The sequence below is a fragment of the Microbacterium sp. AC145 genome (genome assembly GCF_979258505.1).
Map to the genome: position 1 here is coordinate 342,635 of NZ_OZ409859.1, position 24,090 is coordinate 366,724.

Sequence of the window (24,090 nt, forward strand, 5' to 3'; positions counted from 1 at the left end):
CCCGATAACTCACACCTTCCCCCGCACCCCGGTTCCATGCAGAATGTACGTGCGTCGTACTTCCGACGCGTTCGTTCGTAGAACAAGGGGGCCCCATGGGTATCGAGGAAACTGTCAACAAGGGCAAGGATCTGTACGAGCAGAACAAGGACAAGATCGCCGAGGCCGTCAAGAGCGAGCAGGCTGAGGACGTCAGCGACAAGGTCCTCGACGGGGTCGCCGAGTTCGCCAAGAAGATCGCTCCTGGTGCTGCGGACAAGATCGACGAGATCCGCGACCAGGCCGACAAGGCCGTCGGCAACGAGTAACACGCGTCGCGCAGTCTGAGGGCGGCGGCTCCCCGGAGGGGAGTCGCCGCCCTTCGCGTGGGATCGGCCTTCATGAATATCCGGATGAATGCTTGTCTGCCGGGGCGGATTGGCCCTATCGTTTCGACTAGCGCAGAGCAGGTCGACATTTGGGCATCTGAAAGCCGCTCGATCAGGGGACAGCTACGCGCATCGCACTACCGCCTCGAACCCGATGGGAAGGGTTCGAGACATAGCGATCGTCGAGCGTGCCCGTACGCCGGTGACCGCTGATCGTCGACCCGACATCGCGACAGGAGCCTCGTGCGCACTCAGAACTCGTCTTCGCCTCGAACCGAGCGGGTGCGCCCGACACGACCGCGCGTGCGCGATCGGATTCGGCGGCTCTCCCTCGCTCTGGTGACGTGTCTGTCGTTGATCACGGGTTCTCTGGTGGCGTCTCCTGCCTACGCCGCCGACCTTCCGTTCGCCGCAGCTCCCGCGCCGATGATCACCGGTTCCGCCGTCGTCGGGTCGACGCTGACGGCCGCCGTCGGCGACTGGCAGCCGGCTCCGGCGTCTCTCACCTATCAGTGGAAGCGCGGAGCCGCGGTCATCCCGGGCGCGACCACGAGCAAGTACGCACTGGTCGCGGCAGATGCCGGTGCTGCCATCACGGTCGTCGTCACCGCTTCCAAGCCGGGCTACGTCAGCGCGACGAAGTCCAGCGCCGCTGCCGCAGCGGGCGCGGCGTTCAGCTCTGCCCCGTCGCCCACCGTGTCGGGCACCCTTGCCGTCGGGTCGAAGCTCACCGCTGCCCCGGGGGCGTGGGCACCGGGGCCCACGACTCTCACCTACCAGTGGTCTCGTGCCGGCATCCCGATCAGCGGGGCAACCGCGCAGACCTACGTGCTCACCGCGGCGGACGCAGGCAAGCAGATCACCGTGACGACTCGCGCCTCGCGCAGTGGCAACGGCACGTCGACGCGAACCAGCACCCCGGCCGCCGTGCCGTCGATCTTCACGAGTGCGCCCGTGCCCACGATCTCGGGAACAGCGAAGGTCGGTGCCACGCTGACAGCCGCGGCCGGGGCATGGGCGCCGGCTCCTGCATCAATCGCCTATCAATGGCTGCGAGCAGGCTCGCCGATCGCGGGAGCCACAGCGAGCACGTACAAGCTGGTCGCCGCCGACGCGGGCACCGCCGTCGCAGTGCGCACGACCGCAGCGCGCCCCGGGTACACGAGCGTCACGAAGACCAGCGCCGCGAAGGCCGTCGCCACGCTCGAGTTCACGCTGGCGCCGGCGCCGACGATCAGCGGCACCGCAGCAGTGGGGTCGACGGTGTCGGCCACTCTCGGCACCTGGACTCCCGCTCCCACGACCGTGACCTACCAGTGGAAGCGCGGCGGATCGCCGATCTCGGGGGCCACTGCTGCCACCTACAAGCTCGCCTCGGCGGACGCCGGGAAGAGCCTCACCGTGTCGGTGACGGCGACCGCAGCCGGCTACACGCCGACGACACGCACGAGTGCGGCGAAGAGCATCCCCCTGATCTTCACGACCGCGCCGATACCGACGATCTCGGGCACGGGCGCCGTCGGGTCGACCTTGACGGTCAAGCCGGGCACGTGGGCTCCGGCGCCGACCACGCTGAAGTATCAGTGGAAGCGAAACGGAGCGGCGATCGCCGGAGCTACAGCGACGACCTACAAGCTGATCGCGGCAGATGCCGGGGCGAACATCACGGTCACGGTCACAGCTGCCAGGAGCGGTTACTCCAACGGCGCGACCACGAGCGCGGCGAAGGGCATCGCGACCATCGCCTTCACGGCTGCGCCGGTCCCCACGGTCTCCGGCACGCCCGCCGTCGGGTCGACCCTGAAGGCTGCTGCCGGCACCTGGGCGCCGGCTCCCTCGTCACTCACCTACCAGTGGAAGCGCAACGGCACAGCCGTCGCGGGTGCGACGGCGAGCACCTACAAGCTGGTCGCGGCGGATGCCGGCACCAAGATCACCGTGTCGACGACCGCCACCCGAGCCACGTACACGACGACCACGAAGACGAGCGCCGTCGTGACCGTCGAGTCGATCTTCACGACCGCGCCGGCGCCGACCGTCTCGGGCACGCCCAAGGTCGGATCGACCTTGACCGCCGGGGCCGGTGCGTGGGCGCCCGCGCCGACGACGCTCTCGTATCAGTGGATGCGCGGCGGAACCGCGATCTCTGGGGCGACCGCGTCGACCTACCGGATCGTCGCCGCGGATGCCGGGGCGACGATCACCGTGACTGTCACGGCGAAGCGAACCGGCTTCACGACCGCGACGACCAAGAGCGTCGGCGTGGTGGTCACCGTCGACATAGCGACGATCCACGTGACGAGCGACATCGCGGTCGACACGACCTGGTCACCCACGCAGCCGACCGTCTATGTCATCGACGACTTCATCACCGTCGCGCAGGGAGCGACCCTGACGGTCGGCGGCAAAGCGACGATCAAGTCGCGCCTCGGGATCACTGTCGCGGGCAGGCTGATCGTCCAGGGCACGGCAGCGGCACCCGTAGCCCTGACATCGCTGACCGACGACTCGTTCGGAGGCGACACGAACGGCGACGGCGATGACACCGTTCCGCACGCATTCGAGTGGTACGGGATCAGCGTGGTCGACAGCGGAACCGCTAGCCTGACGCAGGCTCGCGTCCTCTTCGGCGGAGGAGTGTCGGGGCAGGGAGCATCACTCACTGTTGCCGCGTCGGTCGTCGACGGCAGCGTCACAGGCACAGTCGGCGCCGGTGCGGTTGCTATCACGGGCAACACGGTGCGGGGCGGCTCGATCGATGTCTACCGACCGGCGGGCTCGGCGCGCGCATTCGCGGTCACGGTGGCCGACAACACCGTGCAGGGCGGCGCGGTGCGTGTCACCTCCGACAACACCAGCACCTCGGCGCCGGCGATCAAAGTCTCGGGCAACGCAATCTCGGGCTTCAGTGGCGACTTCGCCCTCTGGATCGGCGATTGGAAGCTGCGGCCCTCTAACCTCACTGGGAATACGGCGACCGGAAATCGGGTCAACGCGATCGCACTGGCCGGGACACTGGTCGAGAATTGGACGGTTCCGGCGTCAGGTCCTCCGCTCGTCATCCCTCAGAGTGGTGCATGGCTCGGTGGCCTCGTGATTCCCGTAGGGGTGACTATGACGGTGCCCGCCGGGGTGATCGTCAAGGTGATGAATGCGTCGATCACCGTCGAAGGCTCTCTCCTGGTGAACGGCACGGCCGCGAAGCCTGCCGTCTTCACGTCGTTCACCGACGACTCGTTCGGCGGCGACACCAACGGCGACGGCGACGACTCGACGCCCCGCGCTGCGGAGTGGTACGGGATCAGCACGGGCAGCGCCGGGTCCATCGCCCTCACCCAGGCGCGGGTGCTGTTCGCATCCGGCATCTCGGGCCAGGGGTCGGCAACGAGCGTCATCGCGTCGATCGTAGACGGGGGCATCGACGCGGTCGTCGGATCGAGCGCGGTGACCGTCTCTGGCAACACGGTGCGGGACGGATCGATCACCGTGTCCCGGGCATTCGGCTCAGCGGTCGCGTACGGGGTGACAGTCACGAACAACACGGTGCAGGGCGGATCGGTATCCGTGTCGTCCCAGAACACGAGCGGAGCTGCGCCGGCGATCGTGGTCACCGGTAACTCGATCTCAGGACTCGACACCGCGGTGTTCCCGCTGCGTGTCTGGGACGCGAAGCTGCGACCGTCGAATCTGACCGGCAATACGATCTCGGGCAACAGGCTCGATGTCGTCGCCCTGGCCGGAACTTTGGTCGAGAACTGGGTGGTGCCCACCACCGGCATCCCGATCGTGCTCGATGACTGGAGCGCGTGGGGCGGGAGCTTGACTGTCGCCGCAGGGGTCACCATGACGGTGCCTGCCGGCGTGACACTGAAGGTCGGTGACGCCACGCCCTCCTGGGCGAGCGAGCGCGGCGGGATCACGGTGGCGGGCACATTGAAGGTGAACGGCACCGCCGCATCACCCGTCGTGTTCACCTCTCTCACCGACGACATGGCCGGTGGTGACACCAACGGCGACAGTGATGACACGGCTCCTCGCCCCTCGGACTGGTACGGCATCAGCGTGATCGACGGCGGCTCTGCCACGCTCGCCCAGGCGCGGGTGCTCTACTCGTCCGGCATCTCAGGGCTCGGGGCCGGACTGAGCGTATCCTCGTCGATCATCGACGGAAGGGTCGATGCGGCTGTCGGCACGAGCGCGGTCACCGTGACGGGAAACACCGTGCGAGGCGGATCGATCAGCGTGAGCAGAGATGCCGGTTCCGACCATGCATTCGGGATGACGGTCTCGAACAACACGGTTCAGGCCGGCGCGGTGAACATCTGGTCTGACAACGTCAACGGGTCTGCGCCGCCGATCACAGCGAGGGGGAACTCGGTCTCGGGCTACCAGGGTGAGGGGTTCCCGGTACGCATCTGGGATCAGGCGCTGCGCCCGTCGAACCTGACCGGGAACACCATCTCCGGTAACAAGGTCGATGCGTTCGCTGTGGCGGGGACCCTCATCGAGAACTGGACGGTTCCGACCACGGGGGCACCGATCGTGATCGATGATCGGAACCACTGGGTCAGCGGGATCGTCATCGAAGAAGGCGTCACCATGACCGTCCCTGCGGGGGTGGTGATCAAAGCCGCCGACTTCTACCTCAACTGGTGGGACTACAACGCCGGCTTCACGGTGAAAGGCGCATTGCGCGTGAACGGCACCGTCGCTGCACCCGTGATCTTCACCGCGCTGACCGATGACTCGGTGGGCGGCGACACGAACGCCGACGGAGACGACTCTTCACCGAGCGATGGGGGATGGATGGGTATCACGGTCGCAGCAGGCGGGTCGATCACGGCCTCGCACTTCACGCTCCGTTATGCGCGCTACGGGATCTCGGGTGAAGACACAGCGACCGTCGCGCTCGACTCCACGACCATCGAGAAGACCGTCGGAACCTGCCTGACGGTCGGGGGAGGCGGCTTCTTCCGCGGCGAGCTGCGCGACTGCGCGACCGGCGTCTCGGCGCGCAGCTACTTCGACGCGCGCGACGTGCAGTGGGGCGGTGACTTCGGGCCGGGTGTCGATGGAAACCCCGCGATCGAGGGTCCAGTCGAGGTGTTCCCCTGGGTCGGCACCGTGGTGCCCGCGGCGGTCGAGAACATCGCCGTACCGCCTCCGCTGCCCGCCTGCAAAAAGTACCTTCTGATCGGGTTGCGAGGATCCGGGGAATCGCCGGCTCCGTTCGGAGGCACCGTCTCGTCGCTGTTCGGCACGCTCGAGACCGGGCTGAAGGCGGATGAGCGGGAACGCCTTCAGGAGGCTGCTGAAGAAGGGGAGGTGGTGCAGGCAGAGGTGAACATCGTCGAGAAGAAGGCGGTCGATTACCCGGCCACAGCGGTGCCTGGTGCCGCCGGTCAGGGCTTCGCTCAGAGCTTGAAGGACTTCGCCAACTATCCGGGAAGCGTCTGGCAGGGTGCCGCGATGCTCGTGAGGCAGCTCGAGGCGGCGGTCGACCAGTGCGGCGGAAGCGGACAGAAGATCGTGCTGGCCGGGTACTCTCAGGGCGCGTGGGCTCTCCACGCCGCACTGCAGTTCCTCGGCGCCATCGACTCTCCGCTGCTCGAATCCGTCGAGGCTGTCGGACTCGTGGCCGACCCTCTGCGCACACCCAAGCTCCAGTTCACCAACCTCGGCTCCGCGAGTTCGTCCGGGCAGGGGATCGCGACGTTCGCGCTCGGAGCGCTCGGCGCCGCGTTCTTCGGCTTCATGACGAAGAGCCTCAAAGGTGCGTACGCGGGCTACGAGGCAGGGCAGCACGCCGCCGCTGTGGGATATCCCGAAGACCTCCGGTCTGCGACGATCCAATTGTGCGACGAGCGCGATCTCGTCTGCGACGTCGATCACTACATCAACCCGTTCCATTGGGGTGAGACCGGCAATGGCACGGCCATCCACGGTTCCTACGACGACGGCGAAACGGAGAAGCTCGACCAGCTCTCGGATGCTCTGCGAGAGCTGTTCTGACAGCACCGTCTCCAAACGGGGCGGCGGCTCCCCACCAGGGGAGTCGCCGCCCTTCTGCATCCGGGATCCGAAACCCGGTATTCGGGTCTGCGGTATCGCGTTCCAGCGTGCCCATCCCCTAAGATGAGATCGACCGCCTGGGGAATGTGCGGTCAGGGATGTCGAAGGGGTTCGACCTCCTGTATCACGCGGTTCGCCGCGACAAACTGGGGAATTGATTTTGGGGATCATCATGCGACGCGCGCAGTCTGTGCGCCTCAGCGTCTTCCCGCATGCGCGGCGGTCACTCCGCCGCGCCCTCGAACGAGGAAGACGGCGTCCCTTCACGCCGGACTCCTCGCGTTCGGTGTGCCCCCTCGCACCGAACGCCCTCCCCAAGCGGGGCGAGGCATGGGGATGCCTCGCCCCGCTCTCTCCGGTTCTCTGACGGATCGGAGGCGCGGTTCCGAGGCACTCAGCCCGGGGCCGCGCGGGCGCGCTCAGCGGATGCTCAGCAAACGCGACACGCCCGGGTTTGCACAACGGAAATCCGCCGTGGCAGAATAGACAGGTTCGACATTCCGGCGCTCTCAGCGTGGGCTGGATCACCATCACGGCAGTGCATAGGCGGCGCAGACGCGCAGGGACCTAGGCCGCGGGTGGCAGAACGATCCCGACATCTTCATCACGAGGGCTTCGCCGTGCGCGGCGAAGGTCGGATATCCGCTCGCTGAGAGGCGAGCGGGATGACAGCAGAACAGTGGTGCAGCAGATCAGCTCGCAAGAGTCGTTCGAAGTGCCGAGGCGCGAACAGCGCCGACGTGCGTCCAATGCCCCAGGGTCACCCGGCCCCGGACGGTAAGACGCCTAAAGAGAGAGAGCAGACAATGGCGGGACAGAAGATCCGCATTCGCCTGAAGTCGTATGACCACGAGGTCATCGACACGTCCGCACGCAAGATCGTCGACACGGTGACCCGCGCGGGCGCCACGGTCGTCGGCCCCGTGCCCCTTCCGACCGAGAAGAACGTCGTGTGCGTCATCCGGTCGCCGCACAAGTACAAGGACAGCCGCGAGCACTTCGAGATGCGCACCCACAAGCGTCTGATCGACATCGTCGACCCGACGCCCAAGGCTGTCGACTCGCTGATGCGCCTCGACCTGCCTGCCGATGTCAACATCGAGATCAAGCTCTGAGGTTCGACATGGCTGACATCAACGCAAAGATTTCCAAGGGCATGCTGGGCACGAAGCTCGGCATGACCCAGGTGTGGAACGAGAGCGGCAAGCTCGTTCCCGTCACCGTCATCGAGCTCGCGCCGAACGTGGTCACTCAGATCCGTACCCCCGAGAAGGACGGCTACAAGGCCGTTCAGATCGCCTACGGTCAGATCGACCCGCGCAAGGTGAACAAGCCCCTCACCGCTCACTTCGAGGCTGCCGGCGTCACGCCGCGTCGTCACGTCACCGAGATCCGCACCGCGGATGCCGGCGACTACACCCTGGGCCAGGAGCTCACGGTCGACGCAACCTTCGAAGCCGGACAGCTCGTCGACGTCGTCGGCACGAGCAAGGGTAAGGGCTTCGCCGGTGTCATGAAGCGTCACAACTTCAAGGGCGTCTCGGCATCGCACGGTTCGCACCGCAACCACCGCAAGCCCGGCTCCATCGGCGCATCGTCGACCCCGAGCCGCGTCTTCAAGGGCATGCGCATGGCCGGCCGTATGGGTGGCGAGCGCGTGACCGTCCTCAACCTCACGGTGCACGCCGTCGACATCGAGAAGGGTCTGCTGCTCGTCAAGGGCGCCGTCCCCGGTGCTCGTGGCCGCATCGTCTACGTCCGCAACGCAGTGAAGGGTGCCTGATCATGGCTGACTCCACTCTCGCGCTTGACGTCCTCAAGGCAGACGGCAAGAAGGCAGGCTCGATCGAGCTTCCCGCCGCGCTGTTCGACGCCAAGACGAACATCCCGCTCATCCACCAGGTCGTCGTCGCGCAGCTCGCGGCCGCTCGCCAGGGAACGCACTCGACCAAGCGTCGCGGTGAGGTCTCGGGTGCAGGCCGCAAGCCCTTCAAGCAGAAGGGCACGGGTAACGCCCGTCAGGGCTCGATCCGCGCGCCGCACATGACCGGCGGTGGAATCGTGCACGGCCCCAAGCCGCGCGACTACTCGCAGCGCACCCCCAAGAAGATGATCGCCGCCGCCCTCCTGGGCGCGCTCAGCGACCGCTTCCGCGGTGACCGCATCCACGCCATCGAGTCCTTCGGCATCGACGGAACGCCTTCGACCAAGACCGCGGTGAACTTCCTCACCAACGTCGTCTCGTCGAAGAACGTTCTCGTCGTCATCGAGCGCAACGACGACGTGACGCTGAAGAGCATCCGCAACCTGTCGAACCTGCACGTGCTGACGTTCGACCAGCTCAACGCATACGACGTGCTCGTCTCCGACGACATCGTCTTCACCCAGGCCGCCCTCGAGGGCTTCATCGCCTCGAAGTCCGGCGCCAACCAGGAGGTCTCCGCATGAGCGAGCAGGCATCTGTTCTCCAGACGGCCCTGAACAAGGACCCGCGCGACATCATCCTGAAGCCGGTCGTGTCCGAGAAGAGCTACGGTCTCATCGATGAGGGTAAGTACACCTTCCTCGTGGACCCGCGCGCTTCGAAGACCGAGATCAAGCTCGCCATCGAGAAGATCTTCGGCGTCAAGGTCGCAGGGGTCAACACCCTCAACCGCGTCGGCAAGGCTCGTCGCACCCGCTTCGGCACCGGCAAGCGCAAGGACACCAAGCGCGCCATCGTGACCCTGAAGTCGGGCACCATCGACATCTTCACGGCAATCGGCTGATCCGGGGGATAAGGACAATAATGGCTATTCGCAAGTACAAGCCCACGACCCCGGGCCGTCGCGGCTCGTCGGTGGCTGACTTCGCCGAGATCACCCGATCGACGCCGGAGAAGTCGCTGCTGCGCCCGCTCTCGAAGACCGGTGGTCGTAACAACCAGGGCCGCATCACGACCCGTCACATCGGTGGTGGCCACAAGCGCCAGTACCGTGTCATCGACTTCCGTCGCAATGACAAGGACGGCGTCGACGCCAAGGTCGCTCACATCGAGTACGACCCCAACCGCACCGCGCGCATCGCGCTGCTGCACTACTTCGACGGCGAGAAGCGCTACATCCTCGCGCCGGCGAAGCTGAAGCAGGGCGACGTCGTCGAGTCCGGCGCTGGCGCCGACATCAAGCCGGGTAACAACCTCCCGCTGAAGAACATCCCGACGGGTACCGTCATCCACGCGATCGAGCTCCGTCCCGGTGGCGGCGCGAAGATGGCACGTTCGGCCGGTGCATCCGTCCGTCTCGTCGCCAAGGATGGCAACTTCGCTCAGCTGCGTCTGCCCTCGGGCGAGATCCGCAACGTCGATGCGCGCTGCCGCGCGACCATCGGCGAGGTCGGCAACGCCGAGCAGTCGAACATCAACTGGGGTAAGGCCGGCCGCATGCGCTGGAAGGGCGTCCGCCCGACCGTGCGTGGTGTCGCCATGAACCCGGTCGACCACCCGCACGGTGGTGGCGAGGGCAAGACGTCCGGTGGACGTCACCCCGTCTCTCCTTGGGGTCAGGCTGAGGGTCGTACCCGTCACGCCAACAAGGAAAGCGACAAGTACATCGTGCGTCGTCGTAACGCCGGCAAGAAGCGTAAGTAGGAGTAAGAGAAGATGCCTCGCAGTCTTAAGAAGGGCCCCTTCGTCGACGATCACCTGCTTCGCAAGGTGGTCGTGCAGAACGAAGCCGGCACCAAGAACGTCATCAAGACCTGGTCTCGCCGGTCCATGATCATCCCGGCCATGCTGGGTCACACGATCGCGGTCCACGACGGTCGCAAGCACATCCCCGTGTTTGTGTCCGAGACCATGGTCGGCCACAAACTGGGCGAGTTCGCGCCCACCCGCACCTTCCGCGGCCACGAGAAGGACGACAAGAAGGGCCGCCGCCGCTGACGCGGTGGCGATAGAGGAGAGAGAAATGGTGGAGTCCATCGCACGCGTGCGACACATCCGCGTGACCCCTCAGAAGGCTCGTCGTGTCGTCGCGCTCATCAAGGGCAAGCAGGCCCAGGAGGCTCTGGCGATCCTGAAGTTCGCACAGCAGAGCGCCAGTGAGCCGATCTACAAGCTTGTCGCGTCGGCCATGGCCAACGCACAGGTCAAGGCGGATCGTGACGGCGAGTACCTCGACGAGCAGGACCTGTACGTGGCTAACGCCTACGTCGACGAGGGCACGACGCTCAAGCGTTTCCAGCCCCGTGCACAGGGTCGCGCTTTCCAGATCAAGAAGCGCACGAGCCACATCACGGTCGTGCTCTCGACGCCTGCTGCAGCCCCGGCTGCCGCGAGCGACAGCAACAAGAAGGCGAGCAAGTAATGGGACAGAAGGTAAACCCGTACGGCTTCCGTCTCGGTATCACGACTGACCACGTGTCGCGCTGGTTCTCGGACTCGACGAAGCCGGGTCAGCGTTACGCCGACTACGTCGCCGAGGACATCAAGATCCGCAACCTGCTGAAGACGCAGCTCGACCGCGCCGGTGTCTCGAACATCGAGATCGAGCGCACCCGTGACCGCGTCCGCGTCGACATCCACACCGCCCGTCCGGGCATCGTGATCGGTCGTCGTGGAGCCGAGGCCGAGCGCATCCGCGGCGACCTCGAGAAGCTCTCGGGCAAGCAGATCCAGCTGAACATCCTCGAGGTCAAGAACCCCGAGGCCGACGCTCAGCTCGTCGCACAGGGCATCGCCGAGCAGCTCTCTGCTCGCGTGGCGTTCCGTCGTGCGATGCGCAAGGGTCTCCAGGGCGCGCAGCGCGCTGGCGCCAAGGGCATCCGCATCCAGGTCTCCGGCCGCCTCGGCGGCGCCGAGATGAGCCGCTCGGAGTTCTACCGCGAGGGTCGTGTGCCGCTGCACACGCTGCGCGCGAACATCGACTACGGCTTCTACGAGGCGAAGACCACCTTCGGCCGCATCGGCGTGAAGGTCTGGATCTACAAGGGCGACCTGACGGCGAAGGAGCTCGCTCGCGAGCAGGCCAACGCCCCCAAGGCTCGTCGTGATGACCGTGGTGGCGACCGTCGTCGTGCACCGCGCAACGAGGCACCCGTCGCAGAAGGAGCGTCTGCCTGATGCTTATTCCCCGTAAGGTCAAGTTCCGCAAGCAGCACCACCCCGGCCGTAGCGGCCAGGCGACCGGTGGCACGAAGGTCTCCTTCGGCGAGTACGGCATCCAGGCGCTCACGCCTGCGTATGTCACCAACCGCCAGATCGAGTCCGCTCGTATTGCGGTCACACGTCACATCAAGCGTGGCGGCAAGGTGTGGATCAACATCTACCCCGACCGTCCCCTCACGAAGAAGCCTGCCGAAACCCGCATGGGTTCCGGTAAGGGTTCCCCCGAGTGGTGGGTCGCCAACGTCAAGCCGGGTCGCGTCCTCTTCGAGGTCTCAGGCGTGAGCGAGGAACTCGCTCGCGAGGCACTGACCCGTGCCATTCACAAGCTGCCTCTCAAGGCACGCATCATCAAGCGCGAGGAGGGCGACGCGTAATGGCGATCGGCACCAAGGAGCTCGCTCCGGCAGAGCTCGACACGTTCGAAGACCAGCGCCTCGTTGAGGAGCTGCGTAAGGCCAAGGAGGAGCTGTTCAACCTCCGTTTCCAGTCGGCCACCGGCCAGCTGGAGAGCCACGGCCGCATCCGCGCCGTCAAGCGCGACATCGCGCGCCTCTACACCGTGATCCGCGAACGCGAGCTGGGCATCCGTGCGACGCCCGCTCCGGTCGAGGCTCCGGCCAAGAAGGCGACCAAGTCGAAGGCGAAGAAGGCGGACTCCGCTGACGACGCCGTGAAGGAAGAGGCTGAGTGATGGCCACCAAGAAGGAAGCCGCAGTCGAGGCTGAGCACGCCGCTCACGACGTCCGCGACGAAGACGCCCGCGGTTACCGCAAGTCGCGCCGTGGCTACGTCGTCAGCGACAAGATGGACAAGACCATCGTGGTCGAGGTCGAGGACCGCGTGAAGCACCCGCTTTACGGCAAGGTCATCCGCCGCACCTCGAAGGTCAAGGCGCACGATGAGGCGAACGCCGCCGGCATCGGCGACCTCGTCCTGATCAACGAGACCCGCCCGCTGAGCGCCACCAAGCGCTGGCGTCTGGTGGAGATTCTGGAGAAGGCCAAGTGATTCAGCAGGAGTCTCGCCTCAAGGTCGCCGACAACACCGGCGCGAAGGAGCTGCTCACCATCCGTGTGCTCGGCGGCTCGCGTCGTCGTTACGCCGGTCTGGGTGACACCATCGTCGCGACCGTCAAGGACGCGATCCCCGGCGGAAACGTCAAGAAGGGCGATGTGGTCAAGGCCGTCATCGTCCGCACGGTCAAGTCCACGCGCCGTCCCGACGGCTCGTACATCAAGTTCGACGAGAACGCCGCCGTGATCCTGAAGAACGACGGGGAGCCCCGCGGCACCCGTATCTTCGGACCGGTCGGTCGCGAGCTTCGTGACAAGAAGTTCATGAAGATCGTCTCGCTGGCGCCGGAGGTTATTTAAGTCATGGCGAAGATCAAGAAGGGTGACCTGGTTCAGGTCATCACCGGAGCCACGCAGGAGCGTGGCGGCGATCGCGGCAAGCAGGGCAAGGTCCTCGAGATCCTGGCCGACAAGAACCGCATCATCGTCGAAGGCGTGAACTACGTCACCAAGCACACGCGCGTCGGACAGACGCAGCGTGGCACCAAGACGGGAGGCCTCGAGACTGTCGAGGCGTCCATCCACATCTCGAACGTCGCAGTCGTCGACCCCTCGACCAAGAAGCCGACCAAGGTCGGCCACCGGGTCGAGGAGCAGACCAAGGACGGCGTCAAGCGCACCGTCCGCGTGCGTTACGCGAAGAAGTCAGGTAAGGACCTCTGATGGCAACCACCGACGCTGCGGTGGCTGGCAAGATCCAGCCCCGCCTGAAGGCGAAGTACAACTCCGAGATCAAGAAGGCCCTGCAGGAAGAGTTCGGCTACGCGAACGTCATGCAGATCCCCGGACTGGTCAAGGTCGTCGTGAACACCGGTGTCGGCGAGGCAGCTCGCGACAGCAAGGTGATCGATGGTGCGGTCGAGGACCTCACCAAGATCACCGGCCAGAAGCCGATCGTCACGAAGGCCCGCAAGTCCATCGCGCAGTTCAAGCTGCGTGAGGGCCAGGCCATCGGCGCGCACGTCACCCTCCGTGGTGACCGCGCGTGGGAGTTCGTGGACCGCCTCGTGTCGCTCGCACTGCCCCGCATCCGCGACTTCCGCGGACTGTCGGCCAAGCAGTTCGACGGCAACGGCAACTACACCTTCGGTCTCCAGGAGCAGAGCGTGTTCCACGAGATCGACCAGGACAAGATCGACCGGGTTCGCGGTTTCGACATCACTGTCGTCACCACCGCGAAGACGGATGACGAGGGTCGCGCTCTGCTGCGTCACCTCGGCTTCCCGTTCCGGTCGGAAGACGCCAAGGCGTAGCACCTTCGACGGGCTCAGAGGCCAGTGGTCACTGAGCCCGTCGAATTGCACGTAGACTCGAAGATTGCGTGCTCATCGCAGGCCGTCTGTCGTGTAACGGCAGCCGGAACCGTATGAACAAAGGAAAACACCAATGACAATGACAGACCCGGTCGCAGATCTGCTGACCCGTCTGCGCAACGCGAACTCGGCGCACCACGATTCCGTGACGCTGCCGTCGAGCAAGCTGAAGACGCACATCGCCGACATCCTCCAGCAGGAGGGCTACATCGCCGGCTGGGAGACCTCAGACGCTCGCGTGGGCAAGAACCTCACGCTGCAGTTGAAGTACGGCCCCAACCGCGAGCGTTCGATCGCGGGCATCAAGCGCGTGTCGAAGCCCGGCCTCCGCGTCTACGCGAAGTCCACCGAGCTCCCCAAGGTCCTCGGCGGCCTCGGCGTGGCCATCCTGTCCACCTCCTCCGGTCTTCTCACCGACCGTCAGGCAGAGCAGAAGGGCGTGGGCGGAGAAGTTCTCGCCTACGTGTGGTAATCGAAAATGTCGCGTATCGGACGACTTCCCATCGACGTTCCCGCGGGCGTGACCGTTTCGGTCGCAGGCCGTGAGGTCGCGGTGAAGGGCCCCAAGGGTGAGCTCACCCTGACGGTCGCCAACCCCATCGAGGTCGCGGTCGAGGAGAACCAGGTTCTCGTCACTCGTCCCGACGACGAGCGCGAGTCGCGGTCGCTTCACGGCCTGACCCGCACGCTCATCAACAACAACATCATCGGCGTGACCCAGGGCTACACCAAGGGTCTCGAGGTCGTCGGCACCGGTTACCGCGTCGCTCAGAAGGGCAGCTCGGTCGAGTTCGCCCTGGGCTTCTCGCACCCGGTCCTGATCGACCCGCCCGCCGGCATCACGCTCACGGTCGAGGGCACCAACAAGCTCACCGTCAGCGGGATCGACAAGCAGGCTGTCGGCGAGGCAGCTGCCAACATCCGCAAGATCCGCAAGCCCGAGCCGTACAAGGGCAAGGGCGTGCGCTACGCCGGCGAGAACGTGCGTCGCAAGGCCGGAAAGAGTGGTAAGTAACCATGGCTCTCAAGTCAAAGTCTGACGCCCGCGCGCGTCGTCACGCCCGCCTTCGCAAGAAGGTCGTCGGCACCGAGGTGCGTCCGCGCCTCGTCGTCAACCGTTCGGCTCGCCACGTCTTCGTGCAGCTTGTCGACGACAGCAAGGGTCACACCGTGGCGTCGGCTTCGACGCTCGAGACCGACCTGCGCTCGCTCGAGGGTGACAAGACCGCCAAGGCCCGCAAGGTCGGCGAGCTTCTCGCCGAGCGTGCGAAGGCTGCAGGCGTTTCCGAGGCAGTGTTCGACCGTGGCGGCAACCGCTACGCAGGTCGTGTCGCCGCCATCGCCGACGGCGCCCGCGAGGGGGGTCTGGCACTGTGAGTGACAACAAGGAGAACGAAGTGACCGAAGCGGCTGCTGCCACTTCCGAGACCGCGGCCGGCACCACGCAGGCAGAGCCGTCTCAGCGCGACAACCGCCGCGGCGGCGGTCGTGGTGACCGCAACCAGGGTGGTCGTGACCGCAACTCGCGTGACCGTGGGGACAACCAGTTCCTCGAGCGCGTCGTCACCATCAACCGCGTCTCGAAGGTCGTGAAGGGTGGTCGTCGCTTCAGCTTCACCGCTCTCGTGGTCGTCGGCGACGGCAACGGTCTGGTGGGCGTCGGCTACGGCAAGGCCCGTGAGGTGCCCCTGGCCATCTCGAAGGGTGTCGAAGAGGCCAAGCGCAACTTCTTCCGCGTTCCGCGCGTCGGAAGCACCATCCCGCACCCCGTGCAGGGTGAGGCCGCGGCAGGCGTCGTCCTGCTTCGTCCGGCTGCTGCCGGTACCGGTGTTATCGCCGGTGGTCCGGTCCGCGCCGTGCTCGAGTGCGCCGGTATCCACGACGTGCTGTCGAAGTCGCTCGGTTCGTCGAACACGATCAACATCGTGCACGCGACGGTGGAGGCCCTGAAGATGCTCGAGGAGCCCCGTGCGGTCGCCGCGCGTCGTGGCCTCGAGTTCGACCAGGTCGCCCCCGCGCGTCTTGTCCGCGCCGAGGCTGACGCCATCGCCGCACAGAAGGTAGGTGCCTGATGGCCGCCCGGCTCAAGGTGACGCAGATCAAGTCCAAGGTGAGTGAGAAGCAGAACCAGCGCGACACGCTGCGTTCGCTCGGTCTCAAGCGCATCGGTGATAGCACCGTTCGCCCCGACGACGCGCAGACGCGCGGCTACGTCAAGACCGTCGCGCACCTCGTCAAGGTTGAGGAGATCGACTAATGGCTGAGAAGAACGAAGCCGTCGAGGCTGAGAAGGCCCCGAAGAAGGCCGCTGCCCCCAAGGCAGCTGCCGCCAAGAAGCCCGCCGCGAAGAAGGCGCCCGCAGCTGCTGCAGGCACCAAGACCGAGGCTGCTGCCAAGAAGCCCGCTGCCAAGAAGGCTGCGCCGAAGAAGGATGCTCCGGCATCCCGCCCCGGCGTGCTGAAGGTGCACCACCTGCGTCCGGTCCCCGGATCCAACACCGCGAAGACCCGTGTCGGTCGCGGTGAGGGCTCCAAGGGTAAGACCGCGGGTCGTGGTACCAAGGGCACCAAGGCTCGTAACACCGTTCGCGTCGGCTTCGAGGGCGGGCAGATGCCGCTGCACATGCGCACCCCGAAGCTGCGCGGGTTCAAGAACCCGTTCCGCGTGGAGTACCAGGTCGTGAACCTGGAGAAGCTCGCGGAGCTGTACCCCAAGGGTGGCGACGTCACCATCAGCGACCTGGTCGCCAAGGGTGCCGTTCGCAAGAACGAGAAGGTCAAGGTTCTCGGAGACGGCGACATCGCCGTGAAGCTCACCGTTGCGGTCGACAAGGTCTCGGGTTCTGCCGAGCAGAAGATCGTGGCGGCCGGCGGATCCGTCAAGTAACCACTTCATGAGAGGGGTCGGAGATTCTCCGGCCCCTCTTATGGGTTAGCCTGTTCTTTCAGCCGTCCTCAGGATCGGCAACCTTTTCAGGAGGCACGTCCTTGTTTAGCGCCATCGCGCGGATCTTCCGCACGCCAGACCTGCGTCGAAAGATCGGTTTCACTCTCGCGATCATCGCGATCTACCGGCTCGGCTCCAACGTCCCCGCTCCGTTCGTGAATTTCCCGAACGTCGAGGAGTGCCTCGCTCTCAATGCGGGCACCGAGGGACTGCTCGGGCTCGTCAACCTGTTCTCGGGTGGCGCGCTTCTCCAGCTTTCGATCTTCGCGCTCGGCGTCATGCCGTACATCACCGCGACGATCATCACCCAGCTCCTCCGCGTGGTCATCCCGCACTTCGAGGCGCTGCACAAAGAGGGTCAGGCCGGTCAGGCCAAGCTCACCCAGTACACGCGCTACCTCACGATCGCGCTCGCGCTGCTGCAGTCGACCACGCTGGTCACGGTGGCCCGCAGCGGTCAGCTGTTCGGCACCACCGAGATCGCCGCGTGCCAGAACCTCCTCACCAACGACGTGTGGTGGGCGCAGCTGCTCATCATCATGGCGATGACCGCAGGCACCGGCCTCATCATGTGGTTCGCCGAGCTCGTCACCGAGCGCGGCATCGGCAACGGCATGTCGCTGCTCATCTTCACCTCCATCGCCGCGACCTTCCCCGGCGCCATGTGGCTCATCTGGGAGAGCCGTGGTTTCGAGGTGTTCCTCATGGTCCTCGCGGTGGGAATCATCGTGATGGGGCTCGTCGTCTTCGTCGAGCAGTCCCAGCGACGCATCCCCGTGCAGTACGCCAAGCGCATGGTCGGTCGCCGCACCTACGGCGGCACCAACACGTACATCCCGATCAAGGTCAACATGGCGGGTGTGATCCCCGTGATCTTCGCGTCGTCGCTGCTCTACATCCCGGCGCTGATCGCCCAGTTCAACACCCCGCAGGACGGCTCCGAGCCCGCCGCGTGGGTCACCTGGATCTCGACGTACTTCACCACCGGTGACCAGCCGATCTACATGCTGGCGTACTTCCTGCTGATCATCGGCTTCACCTACTTCTACGTCGCGATCACCTTCAACCCGGTCGAGGTCGCCGACAACATGAAGAAGTACGGCGGGTTCATCCCCGGCATCCGTGCCGGTCGTCCGACCGCCGAGTACCTCGACTACGTGCTCACCCGCATCACGCTGCCCGGATCCATCTACCTGGGTCTCATCGCGCTGATCCCGCTGATCGCTCTCGCCACCGTCGGCGCCAACCAGAACTTCCCGTTCGGTGGCGCATCGATCCTCATCATCGTGGGTGTCGGTCTCGAGACGGTCAAGCAGATCGACGCGCAGCTGCAGCAGCGTCACTACGAAGGGCTCCTCCGATGATGGTTCGACAGGCTCACCAACCCACGGCCAGGTTGCTGATCGTCGGTCCGCAGGGTTCCGGCAAGGGAACGCAGGGCGTTCGCATCGCCGAGTCGTACGGCATCCCCGTCGTCTCGACGGGCGACATCTTCCGCGCGAACATCAAAGAGGGCACGCCCCTCGGCCAGCAGGTCACCGCGATCCTCGACAAGGGCGATCTCGTTCCCGATGAGCTGACGAGCGAGATCGTTCGCGATCGTCTTGCACAGGATGACGCCGCCAACGGCTTCCTGCTCGACGGATACCCGCGCAACACCGCACAGGTCGCGCACCTCGAGGAGTTCCTCACGGGCCGCGGGGAGTCGCTGGATGCTGTCATCCTGCTCGACGTTCCCCGTGAGGAGAGCATCGAGCGCCTCAAGCTGCGTGCGGCCGAGCAGGGACGCTCCGACGACACCGACGAGGGCATCGCGCACCGCCTGGACATCTACGAGAAGGAGACCGCTCCGATTCTCGAGGAGTACGGCGCCCGGGGCATCGTCGACCGCATCGACGGCGTCGGCTCGCTCGACGAGATCACCGAGCGGGTGTTCGCGGCGCTGAACGCGCGCGGCCTGCGTCTCGCTGCCTGAGCGCTCTCGATGTTCCGCAAGTCGATCTACAAGACCCCGGCTCAGTTGCGAGCCATGGTCGAGCCTGGTCTCATCACCGCTGCGGCTCTGGATGCCGTGCGGCCGCTGATCCGCCCGGGCGTGACGACCCTCGAGCTCGATGCCGAGGCCAACCGCGTCATTCTCGCGCGCGGTGCGGAGTCGAACTTCCAGCTCGTCCGCGGCTACCGACACACCACCTGCATCTCGGTGAACGAGGAGGTCGTGCACGGCATCCCCGGTGAGCGTGTGCTGCAGGCGGGCGACATCGTCTCGATCGACTGCGGTGCGCAGTACCAGGGCTGGAACGGTGACAGCGCGATCACGGTCGTCGTTCCCGACGAAAGCCGGCGGGAGCTCGTCGCCCAGCGACTCGAGCTGTCGCGCGTGACCGAGGGGTCGATGTGGGCCGGCATCGCGGCCATGGCATCCGCCTCTCACCTCGGCGACATCGGGGCTGCCATCCAGGGCTACATCGAGTCGCAGGGTCCGTCCGCCGTCTCGGGGCAGACTTACGGCATCCTTCGCGAATACGTCGGTCACGGCATCGGACGCAAGATGCACGAGGCGCCGAGCGTCTTCAACTACCGCACGCCCGACCCCGGTGCCGAGGTCAAGCCCGGACTCGTGCTCGCCATCGAGCCGATGGTGACCGCGGGCGGCGACGAGACGTTCGTCGAGGACGATGACTGGACCGTCTCGACCGTCGACGGCACCGACGGCTCGCACTGGGAGCACAGCGTCGCCTTGCACTCCGGCGGCATCTGGGTGCTCACGGCGCCCGACGGGGGAGCAGCGGGCCTCGCGCCCTTCGGCGTGGTGCCTGCACCCATCGCCTGACGCGGGGCGTCCGCGGGCCGCCTGACGGCCGGACTGTTGGCGGTCGGTTCTGTTGGCGGTCGGTTCGTTGGCGTTCGGTTCTGCGAGACCGTGGTTTATGGGTGAGACCCGTGTGCAGGACGTGGGTTTCGTCGGCGGATGGTGGTTTCGTTGCGGCCCTGGATCGTGCTGGGGTCCTACAGGGGCGGCGGCTTGCCGAGACCGCGGTTTGCGGGTGAGACCCGTGTGCAGGCCGTGGGTTTCGTCGACGGATGCTGGTTTCGTCGCGGCCCGGGGTCGTGCGGGGCGGGGGCTTGCCGAGACCGTGGTTCGTGGGTGAGACCCGTGTGCGGGACATGGGTTTCGTCCGCGGATGTCGGTCTCGCGACCGGTCGGGGCTGGGCGTCACGGGCGTTGTGCGGCGCGCGACCGCGGCACCTCGCGCGGACTGAGGCTCAGCGACGCGAGCATGCCTTCCTGCGGAGGTCGCACGAGGGGTACGCCGGCGGCAAGCAGTGCGACCCGAAGCGGGTCGACCTTCCACGCGTCGGCGAGATCCCAGCGCGCGATCGGATGCCCGTTGCGGCGCAGCCTGTCTTCGCGGCGCTTCTCATCGGCGAGGCGCTGAGCGCCAGCATCCGGATCAACGAGGTCGTACTTGGCCCATCCGTCCGCCTCGCCTATGGCCCGACACGACGGGAAGAAGAAGTCGGCCCTGTCGTGTGAGCCTTCATACGAGAACTCTGTCTGCAGCTGTGGTGTCTCGAATCCGCACCATCCGATCACTGCCCGGCTGACGCTCTCGCCGGGCGACTCCGAACCTTCATCTGCATTGGTCCAGGCCCATCGGGCGCGGGCACGGCCCCTGCTGCTCACCTGCCCGTCGAGGATCTCCTCCGCGGTTGAGAGCTGCACGTCTCCGCCTTGGAACGGTGACATCGCGGTATCGGCGACGGCCAATCCCTTCGCCGGCGACAGGAATCTCGTCAGATCGACGGCCGTATCGAGCAGGCCTGTGCAATGGATGCCGGCGATGGAGGTGACTCCTCGGGGATCCGCGGAAGAGTGGACCGCGACATCACCGAACCGTCGCGACTTCTCACCGGCATCCGCCAACACATGGATCAGGGCGGTCTCGCCGAAGTGCGGCAGGCCATGCAGCACGGCGGCGGATTCGAGACACAGCACCGCATCCGGATGCGTCCGCGCGAAGGCGTGCACCCGCGCGGCGTACCGTTGCCACGGCCGAAGCGCGTCGTACAGATCGCGACGTGCGTGGACGCCGGGCCGCACACGACGGAGGCGCTGATTCGCTGCGCGCAGCCCCAGCATCCGCATCTCGGCACTCACGATCAGCGGCACGGGGGAGGTGACGAAGGCGCGATCGGCGAGTGTCTGCACAACTGCATCCTCCCCACGGGGAGGGACATCGCCGGCCGGAGGGCGCTGATCGATCCGGATGCTGTGGGGGAGTGGCCCTGGATGCTGCGCAGTGGAGGAGCGGTTCGTTGTCGTCGACGGTTTGTTCGGAGATCGACCCACCTGAGCCCCCACCGGAGGTCCCACCTGAGACCGCCCTCGCCGGGTGAGACCCGCCCTGTGGTCGTGGGTCTCGTGCACGGATGCCGGTCTCGTTCCGCGTGGGGCGTGGGGCGTGGGGCACGGGTGAGACCTCCCACGCGGGGTGAGACCCATGCTGTGGTCGTGGGTCTCGTGCACGGATGCCGGTCTCGTGCCGTGGGGGGCGTGGGCCCAACCGGAGACCTGCTTTGCCGGGTGAGACCCACGCTGTGGTCGTGGGTCTCGTGCACGGATGCCGGTCTCGCGGAACAGCGGATGCCGGTCTCGCAGAACCGCCGGGGCCGCGCAACAGCGGGCAGAACCGAAGCGGGGCAGGAGATAGTCACAACGCGCACATAGGAATCTCCGGGCACAATGGGTGTATGGGTGCGCATGCACCCGCAGACTTCACGCCGGGTTCGCCGTCTCGCGGGCCCCGACAGAAACGGAAACCCATGGCAGCCGCGAAGAGCAACACCAACTGGTTCGTGATCGGAGTGTCCGCGGCAGTCGTGGTCGTGCTGGCCGTGCTCGCCACCGTGGTGGTGCTGCTGAACAACCAGGCGACCGACCCGGGAACCGCTCCGAGCAGCGAGATCGTCAACCAGGAGACCGGCGCCATCTCGTTCGGTTCCGGCGAGGACGAGATCGACACGTTCGTCGACTTCATGTGCCCCGTATGCGGACAGTTCGAGGACGCCTATGGCGAGCAGCTGCAGACCGCCGCGGCGAACGACGAGATCACGCTCAACATCCACCCGGTGTCGATCCTCAACCGTCTCTCCACGACCGGGGAGTTCTCCTCGCTCTCGGCCAGCTCGATGTACTGCGTGGCTGAAGAGGCGCCTGACGCAGCGCTCGACTACTTCAACCTCCTGTTCCAGAACCAGCCTGCCGAGAACTCGGCCGGCCTCAGTGCGGAGGAGATGAGTGCCCTGGCCGAGCAGGCCGGCGCCGGCGCTGCGGCTGAGTGCATCGCGGACGGTACCTACATGAAGTTCGTGGATTCCCAGACCAAGACTCAGGAGATCAGCGGCACTCCGACCGTCGAGGTCAACGGCACCCGCATCGAGAACGCGGAGATCGCGACCGAGTTCGCCAAGATCCTCGGCTGATCCAGCCACACGACGGGAGTTCCGGCATCCTGCTCAGGTTGCCGGAACTCCTTTCGTCGTCTAACATAGATCTTTGGTGCCTTGCGCCCTGATTCGGCGTGTCTGAATCGGCGCGGCACCGCAATCCCAATCACCCACCGCAGATCGACCGGTCTGCAGAAGCGTCAGCGAGGCTATGGCTAAGAAAGACGGTGTCATCGAGATCGAAGGTGTGATCTCTGAGGCTCTGCCCAACGCGATGTTCCGCGTTGAGCTCTCCAACGGACACAAGGTCCTGGCGACCATCTCCGGAAAGATGCGACAGAACTACATCCGCATCATCCCCGAGGACCGCGTGGTCGTGGAGCTCAGCCCCTACGACCTGACTCGCGGCCGCATCGTCTACCGCTACCGCTGATCGGTCGAGAAGTAACGGCCTGCCCCAGCTCGGGGCGGTACGAAGACAGCGAACAGGAAACATCATGAAGGTCAACCCCAGCGTCAAGCCCATCTGCGATCACTGCAAGGTGATCCGCCGTCACGGCCGCGTCATGGTGATCTGCAAGAGCAACCCGCGCCACAAGCAGCGCCAGGGCTGAGCCCCGGCGTCGGGTCTCTTACGGACCGACTCACAACTCAACACACACCGGCAGGATCAGACGTTTCGACGGGCTCAACGGCCCACCGGAGCTGACACCTCGGGGCGGAGGCCCGAGCACCGATCCTGCTCCACACCTCCACAACACTCAGGAGAACCGCATGGCACGTCTTGCCGGCGTTGACATCCCGCGCGACAAGCGCGTGGTGATCGCCCTTACCTACATCTACGGCGTCGGCCGTACCCGCTCGGTCGAGATCCTCAAGGCGACGGAGATCGACGAGAGCATCCGCGTGAAGGACCTCAGCGACGACCAGCTGATCGCCCTCCGCGACCACATCGAAGGCAACTACAAGGTGGAGGGTGACCTCCGCCGCGAGGTCGCCGCAGACATCCGCCGCAAGGTCGAGATCGGCTCCTACGAGGGCATCCGCCACCGTCGTGGTCTCCCGGTCCGTGGTCAGCGCACCAAGACCAACGCCCGTACCCGCAAGGGCCCGAAGCGCACCGTCGCAGGCAAGAAGAAGGCCCGCTAAGCAGCGGCCCCAGGGACTAGGAGAACACTTTCATGGCTGCACCCAAGGCCGCCGCGCGCAAGCCGCGCCGCAAGGAAAAGAAGAACATCGCGCTGGGCCAGGCCCACATCAAGTCGACGTTCAACAACACGATCGTCTCGATCACCGACCCGTCCGGCGCTGTCATCGCCTGGGCATCGTCGGGTGGCGTGGGCTTCAAGGGCTCCCGCAAGTCGACCCCGTACGCCGCCGGCATGGCTGCCGAGTCCGCAGCCCGCCAGGCAGCGGAGCACGGCGTCAAGAAGGTCGACGTCCTCGTGAAGGGTCCGGGCTCCGGCCGCGAGACCGCGATCCGTTCGCTCCAGGCCGCTGGCCTCGAGGTCGGCTCGATCCAGGACGTCACCCCGCAGGCGCACAACGGTTGCCGCCCGCCGAAGCGCCGCCGCGTCTGACACGGCTTGTCGAGCCGCTCGTGCCCCCGGGTGCGAGCGGCTCGACGCCCGCCCCTTCGACATGTTCGAGGACCGGGCGTCGACTTCCACAACTCAAGACCTCACCCCACCACATGTCATATAGCGGGCATGTGATCGAAA

The 24,090-nt window shown here is 65.9% G+C and carries 31 protein-coding genes; 30 read left to right on the forward strand and 1 reads right to left on the reverse strand.

Going from position 1 to position 24,090, the window contains the following annotated elements:
* Positions 1 to 95 precede the first annotated feature (95 nt).
* The 25 genes from ACZZZN_RS01585 (at position 96) to map (ending at position 19,751) form a co-directional block, all read left to right on the forward strand.
* Positions 96 to 308: a hypothetical protein gene (locus ACZZZN_RS01585; RefSeq protein WP_463503511.1), complete on the forward strand. Its 213-nt coding sequence runs from the start codon at positions 96 to 98 to the stop codon at positions 306 to 308.
* Positions 309 to 740: 432 nt separating this feature from the next.
* A complete protein-coding gene (locus ACZZZN_RS01590) occupies positions 741 to 6,380 on the forward strand; it encodes a cutinase family protein (protein ID WP_463503512.1) in 5,640 nt (1,879 codons plus the stop codon).
* Between the two features lie 866 nt (positions 6,381 to 7,246).
* Entirely contained in the window at positions 7,247 to 7,555 is a 309-nt protein-coding gene (rpsJ, locus tag ACZZZN_RS01595) for a 30S ribosomal protein S10 (protein ID WP_017201594.1), read from the forward strand.
* Positions 7,556 to 7,563: 8 nt separating this feature from the next.
* The gene (gene rplC, locus ACZZZN_RS01600; RefSeq protein ID WP_463503513.1) at positions 7,564 to 8,223 is read left to right on the forward strand and encodes a 50S ribosomal protein L3; all 660 of its coding nucleotides are present in this window, start codon (positions 7,564 to 7,566) and stop codon (positions 8,221 to 8,223) included.
* 2 nt (positions 8,224 to 8,225) lie between these two features.
* A complete protein-coding gene (gene rplD / locus ACZZZN_RS01605; RefSeq protein ID WP_021201122.1) occupies positions 8,226 to 8,888 on the forward strand; it encodes a 50S ribosomal protein L4 in 663 nt (220 codons plus the stop codon).
* The gene (gene rplW / locus ACZZZN_RS01610; protein WP_017829206.1) at positions 8,885 to 9,208 is read left to right on the forward strand and encodes a 50S ribosomal protein L23; all 324 of its coding nucleotides are present in this window, start codon (positions 8,885 to 8,887) and stop codon (positions 9,206 to 9,208) included. The genes rplD and rplW overlap by 4 nt, the downstream gene beginning before the upstream one ends.
* Before the next feature lie 20 nt (positions 9,209 to 9,228).
* Complete coding sequence (rplB, locus tag ACZZZN_RS01615; RefSeq protein WP_067121105.1) at positions 9,229 to 10,068, forward strand: 50S ribosomal protein L2; 840 nt, start codon at positions 9,229 to 9,231, stop codon at positions 10,066 to 10,068.
* A gap of 12 nt (positions 10,069 to 10,080) precedes the next feature.
* Positions 10,081 to 10,362, forward strand: coding sequence for a 30S ribosomal protein S19 (gene rpsS, locus ACZZZN_RS01620; RefSeq protein WP_017829205.1), 282 nt, complete (start codon positions 10,081 to 10,083; stop codon positions 10,360 to 10,362).
* Between the two features lie 25 nt (positions 10,363 to 10,387).
* Positions 10,388 to 10,786, forward strand: coding sequence for a 50S ribosomal protein L22 (rplV, locus tag ACZZZN_RS01625; protein WP_194765133.1), 399 nt, complete (start codon positions 10,388 to 10,390; stop codon positions 10,784 to 10,786).
* Positions 10,786 to 11,541, forward strand: a complete 756-nt coding sequence (rpsC, locus tag ACZZZN_RS01630) for a 30S ribosomal protein S3 (RefSeq protein ID WP_017201587.1) — start codon at positions 10,786 to 10,788, stop codon at positions 11,539 to 11,541. Before rplV ends, rpsC begins: the two co-directional genes overlap by 1 nt.
* Entirely contained in the window at positions 11,541 to 11,960 is a 420-nt protein-coding gene (gene rplP / locus ACZZZN_RS01635; RefSeq protein WP_056312870.1) for a 50S ribosomal protein L16, read from the forward strand. The genes rpsC and rplP overlap by 1 nt, the downstream gene beginning before the upstream one ends.
* On the forward strand, positions 11,960 to 12,277 hold the full coding sequence (rpmC, locus tag ACZZZN_RS01640; protein ID WP_017829202.1) for a 50S ribosomal protein L29: 318 nt from the start codon (positions 11,960 to 11,962) through the stop codon (positions 12,275 to 12,277). The genes rplP and rpmC overlap by 1 nt, the downstream gene beginning before the upstream one ends.
* Positions 12,277 to 12,594, forward strand: a complete 318-nt coding sequence (rpsQ, locus tag ACZZZN_RS01645) for a 30S ribosomal protein S17 (RefSeq protein WP_463503514.1) — start codon at positions 12,277 to 12,279, stop codon at positions 12,592 to 12,594. The genes rpmC and rpsQ overlap by 1 nt, the downstream gene beginning before the upstream one ends.
* The gene (gene rplN / locus ACZZZN_RS01650; RefSeq protein WP_053097479.1) at positions 12,591 to 12,959 is read left to right on the forward strand and encodes a 50S ribosomal protein L14; all 369 of its coding nucleotides are present in this window, start codon (positions 12,591 to 12,593) and stop codon (positions 12,957 to 12,959) included. Before rpsQ ends, rplN begins: the two co-directional genes overlap by 4 nt.
* 3 nt (positions 12,960 to 12,962) lie before the next feature.
* Positions 12,963 to 13,322, forward strand: coding sequence for a 50S ribosomal protein L24 (gene rplX, locus ACZZZN_RS01655; RefSeq protein ID WP_056514171.1), 360 nt, complete (start codon positions 12,963 to 12,965; stop codon positions 13,320 to 13,322).
* On the forward strand, positions 13,322 to 13,912 hold the full coding sequence (gene rplE, locus ACZZZN_RS01660) for a 50S ribosomal protein L5 (protein ID WP_463503515.1): 591 nt from the start codon (positions 13,322 to 13,324) through the stop codon (positions 13,910 to 13,912). Before rplX ends, rplE begins: the two co-directional genes overlap by 1 nt.
* Before the next feature lie 133 nt (positions 13,913 to 14,045).
* Entirely contained in the window at positions 14,046 to 14,444 is a 399-nt protein-coding gene (gene rpsH / locus ACZZZN_RS01665; protein WP_201471265.1) for a 30S ribosomal protein S8, read from the forward strand.
* A 6-nt stretch (positions 14,445 to 14,450) separates the two neighbouring features.
* Positions 14,451 to 14,987 carry a 50S ribosomal protein L6 gene (gene rplF, locus ACZZZN_RS01670; protein ID WP_463503516.1) on the forward strand — a complete coding sequence of 179 codons (537 nt, stop codon included), beginning with the start codon at positions 14,451 to 14,453 and terminating at the stop codon, positions 14,985 to 14,987.
* A 2-nt stretch (positions 14,988 to 14,989) separates the two neighbouring features.
* A complete protein-coding gene (gene rplR / locus ACZZZN_RS01675; protein WP_029260926.1) occupies positions 14,990 to 15,349 on the forward strand; it encodes a 50S ribosomal protein L18 in 360 nt (119 codons plus the stop codon).
* A complete protein-coding gene (gene rpsE / locus ACZZZN_RS01680; RefSeq protein WP_463503517.1) occupies positions 15,346 to 16,044 on the forward strand; it encodes a 30S ribosomal protein S5 in 699 nt (232 codons plus the stop codon). The genes rplR and rpsE overlap by 4 nt, the downstream gene beginning before the upstream one ends.
* Entirely contained in the window at positions 16,044 to 16,229 is a 186-nt protein-coding gene (gene rpmD, locus ACZZZN_RS01685) for a 50S ribosomal protein L30 (protein WP_067121122.1), read from the forward strand. Before rpsE ends, rpmD begins: the two co-directional genes overlap by 1 nt.
* On the forward strand, positions 16,229 to 16,858 hold the full coding sequence (rplO, locus tag ACZZZN_RS01690) for a 50S ribosomal protein L15 (RefSeq protein WP_463503518.1): 630 nt from the start codon (positions 16,229 to 16,231) through the stop codon (positions 16,856 to 16,858). The genes rpmD and rplO overlap by 1 nt, the downstream gene beginning before the upstream one ends.
* Before the next feature lie 101 nt (positions 16,859 to 16,959).
* On the forward strand, positions 16,960 to 18,282 hold the full coding sequence (secY, locus tag ACZZZN_RS01695; RefSeq protein WP_463503519.1) for a preprotein translocase subunit SecY: 1,323 nt from the start codon (positions 16,960 to 16,962) through the stop codon (positions 18,280 to 18,282).
* Entirely contained in the window at positions 18,282 to 18,893 is a 612-nt protein-coding gene (locus ACZZZN_RS01700) for an adenylate kinase (protein WP_463506526.1), read from the forward strand. The genes secY and ACZZZN_RS01700 overlap by 1 nt, the downstream gene beginning before the upstream one ends.
* Positions 18,894 to 18,902: 9 nt before the next feature.
* Entirely contained in the window at positions 18,903 to 19,751 is an 849-nt protein-coding gene (gene map / locus ACZZZN_RS01705; protein WP_463503520.1) for a type I methionyl aminopeptidase, read from the forward strand.
* A 384-nt stretch (positions 19,752 to 20,135) separates the two neighbouring features.
* Here the strand turns inward: map and ACZZZN_RS01710 are convergent, their stop codons facing one another.
* Positions 20,136 to 21,131: a hypothetical protein gene (locus ACZZZN_RS01710; RefSeq protein ID WP_463503521.1), complete on the reverse strand. Its 996-nt coding sequence runs from the start codon at positions 21,129 to 21,131 to the stop codon at positions 20,136 to 20,138.
* Positions 21,132 to 21,745: 614 nt separating this feature from the next.
* Between ACZZZN_RS01710 and ACZZZN_RS01715 the strand changes: the two genes are divergently transcribed.
* From ACZZZN_RS01715 to rpsK, 5 genes are all read left to right on the forward strand, one after another.
* A complete protein-coding gene (locus ACZZZN_RS01715; protein WP_463503522.1) occupies positions 21,746 to 22,405 on the forward strand; it encodes a DsbA family protein in 660 nt (219 codons plus the stop codon).
* Positions 22,406 to 22,580: 175 nt separating this feature from the next.
* Complete coding sequence (gene infA, locus ACZZZN_RS01720) at positions 22,581 to 22,802, forward strand: translation initiation factor IF-1 (RefSeq protein WP_017201569.1); 222 nt, start codon at positions 22,581 to 22,583, stop codon at positions 22,800 to 22,802.
* 64 nt (positions 22,803 to 22,866) lie between these two features.
* Positions 22,867 to 22,983, forward strand: coding sequence for a 50S ribosomal protein L36 (gene rpmJ, locus ACZZZN_RS01725; RefSeq protein WP_005050492.1), 117 nt, complete (start codon positions 22,867 to 22,869; stop codon positions 22,981 to 22,983).
* A 160-nt stretch (positions 22,984 to 23,143) separates the two neighbouring features.
* Complete coding sequence (gene rpsM, locus ACZZZN_RS01730; RefSeq protein ID WP_017829190.1) at positions 23,144 to 23,518, forward strand: 30S ribosomal protein S13; 375 nt, start codon at positions 23,144 to 23,146, stop codon at positions 23,516 to 23,518.
* 32 nt (positions 23,519 to 23,550) lie between these two features.
* Complete coding sequence (rpsK, locus tag ACZZZN_RS01735) at positions 23,551 to 23,949, forward strand: 30S ribosomal protein S11 (RefSeq protein ID WP_017829189.1); 399 nt, start codon at positions 23,551 to 23,553, stop codon at positions 23,947 to 23,949.
* The last annotated feature ends 141 nt before the right edge of the window (positions 23,950 to 24,090 follow it).

Bases quoted from the DNA above. Each gene is read 5' to 3' on its own strand.
- rpmD (WP_067121122.1), top strand. From the start codon at position 16,044: ATGGCCGCCCGGCTCAAGGTGACGCAGATCAAGTCCAAGGTGAGTGAG.
- rplR (WP_029260926.1), top strand. From the start codon at position 14,990: ATGGCTCTCAAGTCAAAGTCTGACGCCCGCGCGCGTCGTCACGCCCGC.
- rpsC (WP_017201587.1), top strand. From the start codon at position 10,786: ATGGGACAGAAGGTAAACCCGTACGGCTTCCGTCTCGGTATCACGACT.
- rpsK (WP_017829189.1), top strand. From the start codon at position 23,551: ATGGCTGCACCCAAGGCCGCCGCGCGCAAGCCGCGCCGCAAGGAAAAG.
- ACZZZN_RS01700 (WP_463506526.1), top strand. From the start codon at position 18,282: ATGGTTCGACAGGCTCACCAACCCACGGCCAGGTTGCTGATCGTCGGT.
- rplB (WP_067121105.1), top strand. From the start codon at position 9,229: ATGGCTATTCGCAAGTACAAGCCCACGACCCCGGGCCGTCGCGGCTCG.
- rplE (WP_463503515.1), top strand. From the start codon at position 13,322: ATGGCAACCACCGACGCTGCGGTGGCTGGCAAGATCCAGCCCCGCCTG.
- ACZZZN_RS01715 (WP_463503522.1), top strand. From the start codon at position 21,746: ATGGCAGCCGCGAAGAGCAACACCAACTGGTTCGTGATCGGAGTGTCC.
- rplW (WP_017829206.1), top strand. From the start codon at position 8,885: ATGAGCGAGCAGGCATCTGTTCTCCAGACGGCCCTGAACAAGGACCCG.
- rplX (WP_056514171.1), top strand. From the start codon at position 12,963: ATGGCGAAGATCAAGAAGGGTGACCTGGTTCAGGTCATCACCGGAGCC.
- rpsH (WP_201471265.1), top strand. From the start codon at position 14,046: ATGACAATGACAGACCCGGTCGCAGATCTGCTGACCCGTCTGCGCAAC.
- rpsJ (WP_017201594.1), top strand. From the start codon at position 7,247: ATGGCGGGACAGAAGATCCGCATTCGCCTGAAGTCGTATGACCACGAG.
- rplP (WP_056312870.1), top strand. From the start codon at position 11,541: ATGCTTATTCCCCGTAAGGTCAAGTTCCGCAAGCAGCACCACCCCGGC.
- rplF (WP_463503516.1), top strand. From the start codon at position 14,451: ATGTCGCGTATCGGACGACTTCCCATCGACGTTCCCGCGGGCGTGACC.
- rplC (WP_463503513.1), top strand. From the start codon at position 7,564: ATGGCTGACATCAACGCAAAGATTTCCAAGGGCATGCTGGGCACGAAG.
- rplV (WP_194765133.1), top strand. From the start codon at position 10,388: ATGGTGGAGTCCATCGCACGCGTGCGACACATCCGCGTGACCCCTCAG.
- rplD (WP_021201122.1), top strand. From the start codon at position 8,226: ATGGCTGACTCCACTCTCGCGCTTGACGTCCTCAAGGCAGACGGCAAG.
- rpsS (WP_017829205.1), top strand. From the start codon at position 10,081: ATGCCTCGCAGTCTTAAGAAGGGCCCCTTCGTCGACGATCACCTGCTT.
- rpmC (WP_017829202.1), top strand. From the start codon at position 11,960: ATGGCGATCGGCACCAAGGAGCTCGCTCCGGCAGAGCTCGACACGTTC.
- map (WP_463503520.1), top strand. From the start codon at position 18,903: ATGTTCCGCAAGTCGATCTACAAGACCCCGGCTCAGTTGCGAGCCATG.
- infA (WP_017201569.1), top strand. From the start codon at position 22,581: ATGGCTAAGAAAGACGGTGTCATCGAGATCGAAGGTGTGATCTCTGAG.
- rplO (WP_463503518.1), top strand. From the start codon at position 16,229: ATGGCTGAGAAGAACGAAGCCGTCGAGGCTGAGAAGGCCCCGAAGAAG.
- rpsQ (WP_463503514.1), top strand. From the start codon at position 12,277: ATGGCCACCAAGAAGGAAGCCGCAGTCGAGGCTGAGCACGCCGCTCAC.
- ACZZZN_RS01585 (WP_463503511.1), top strand. From the start codon at position 96: ATGGGTATCGAGGAAACTGTCAACAAGGGCAAGGATCTGTACGAGCAG.
- rpsM (WP_017829190.1), top strand. From the start codon at position 23,144: ATGGCACGTCTTGCCGGCGTTGACATCCCGCGCGACAAGCGCGTGGTG.
- rpmJ (WP_005050492.1), top strand. From the start codon at position 22,867: ATGAAGGTCAACCCCAGCGTCAAGCCCATCTGCGATCACTGCAAGGTG.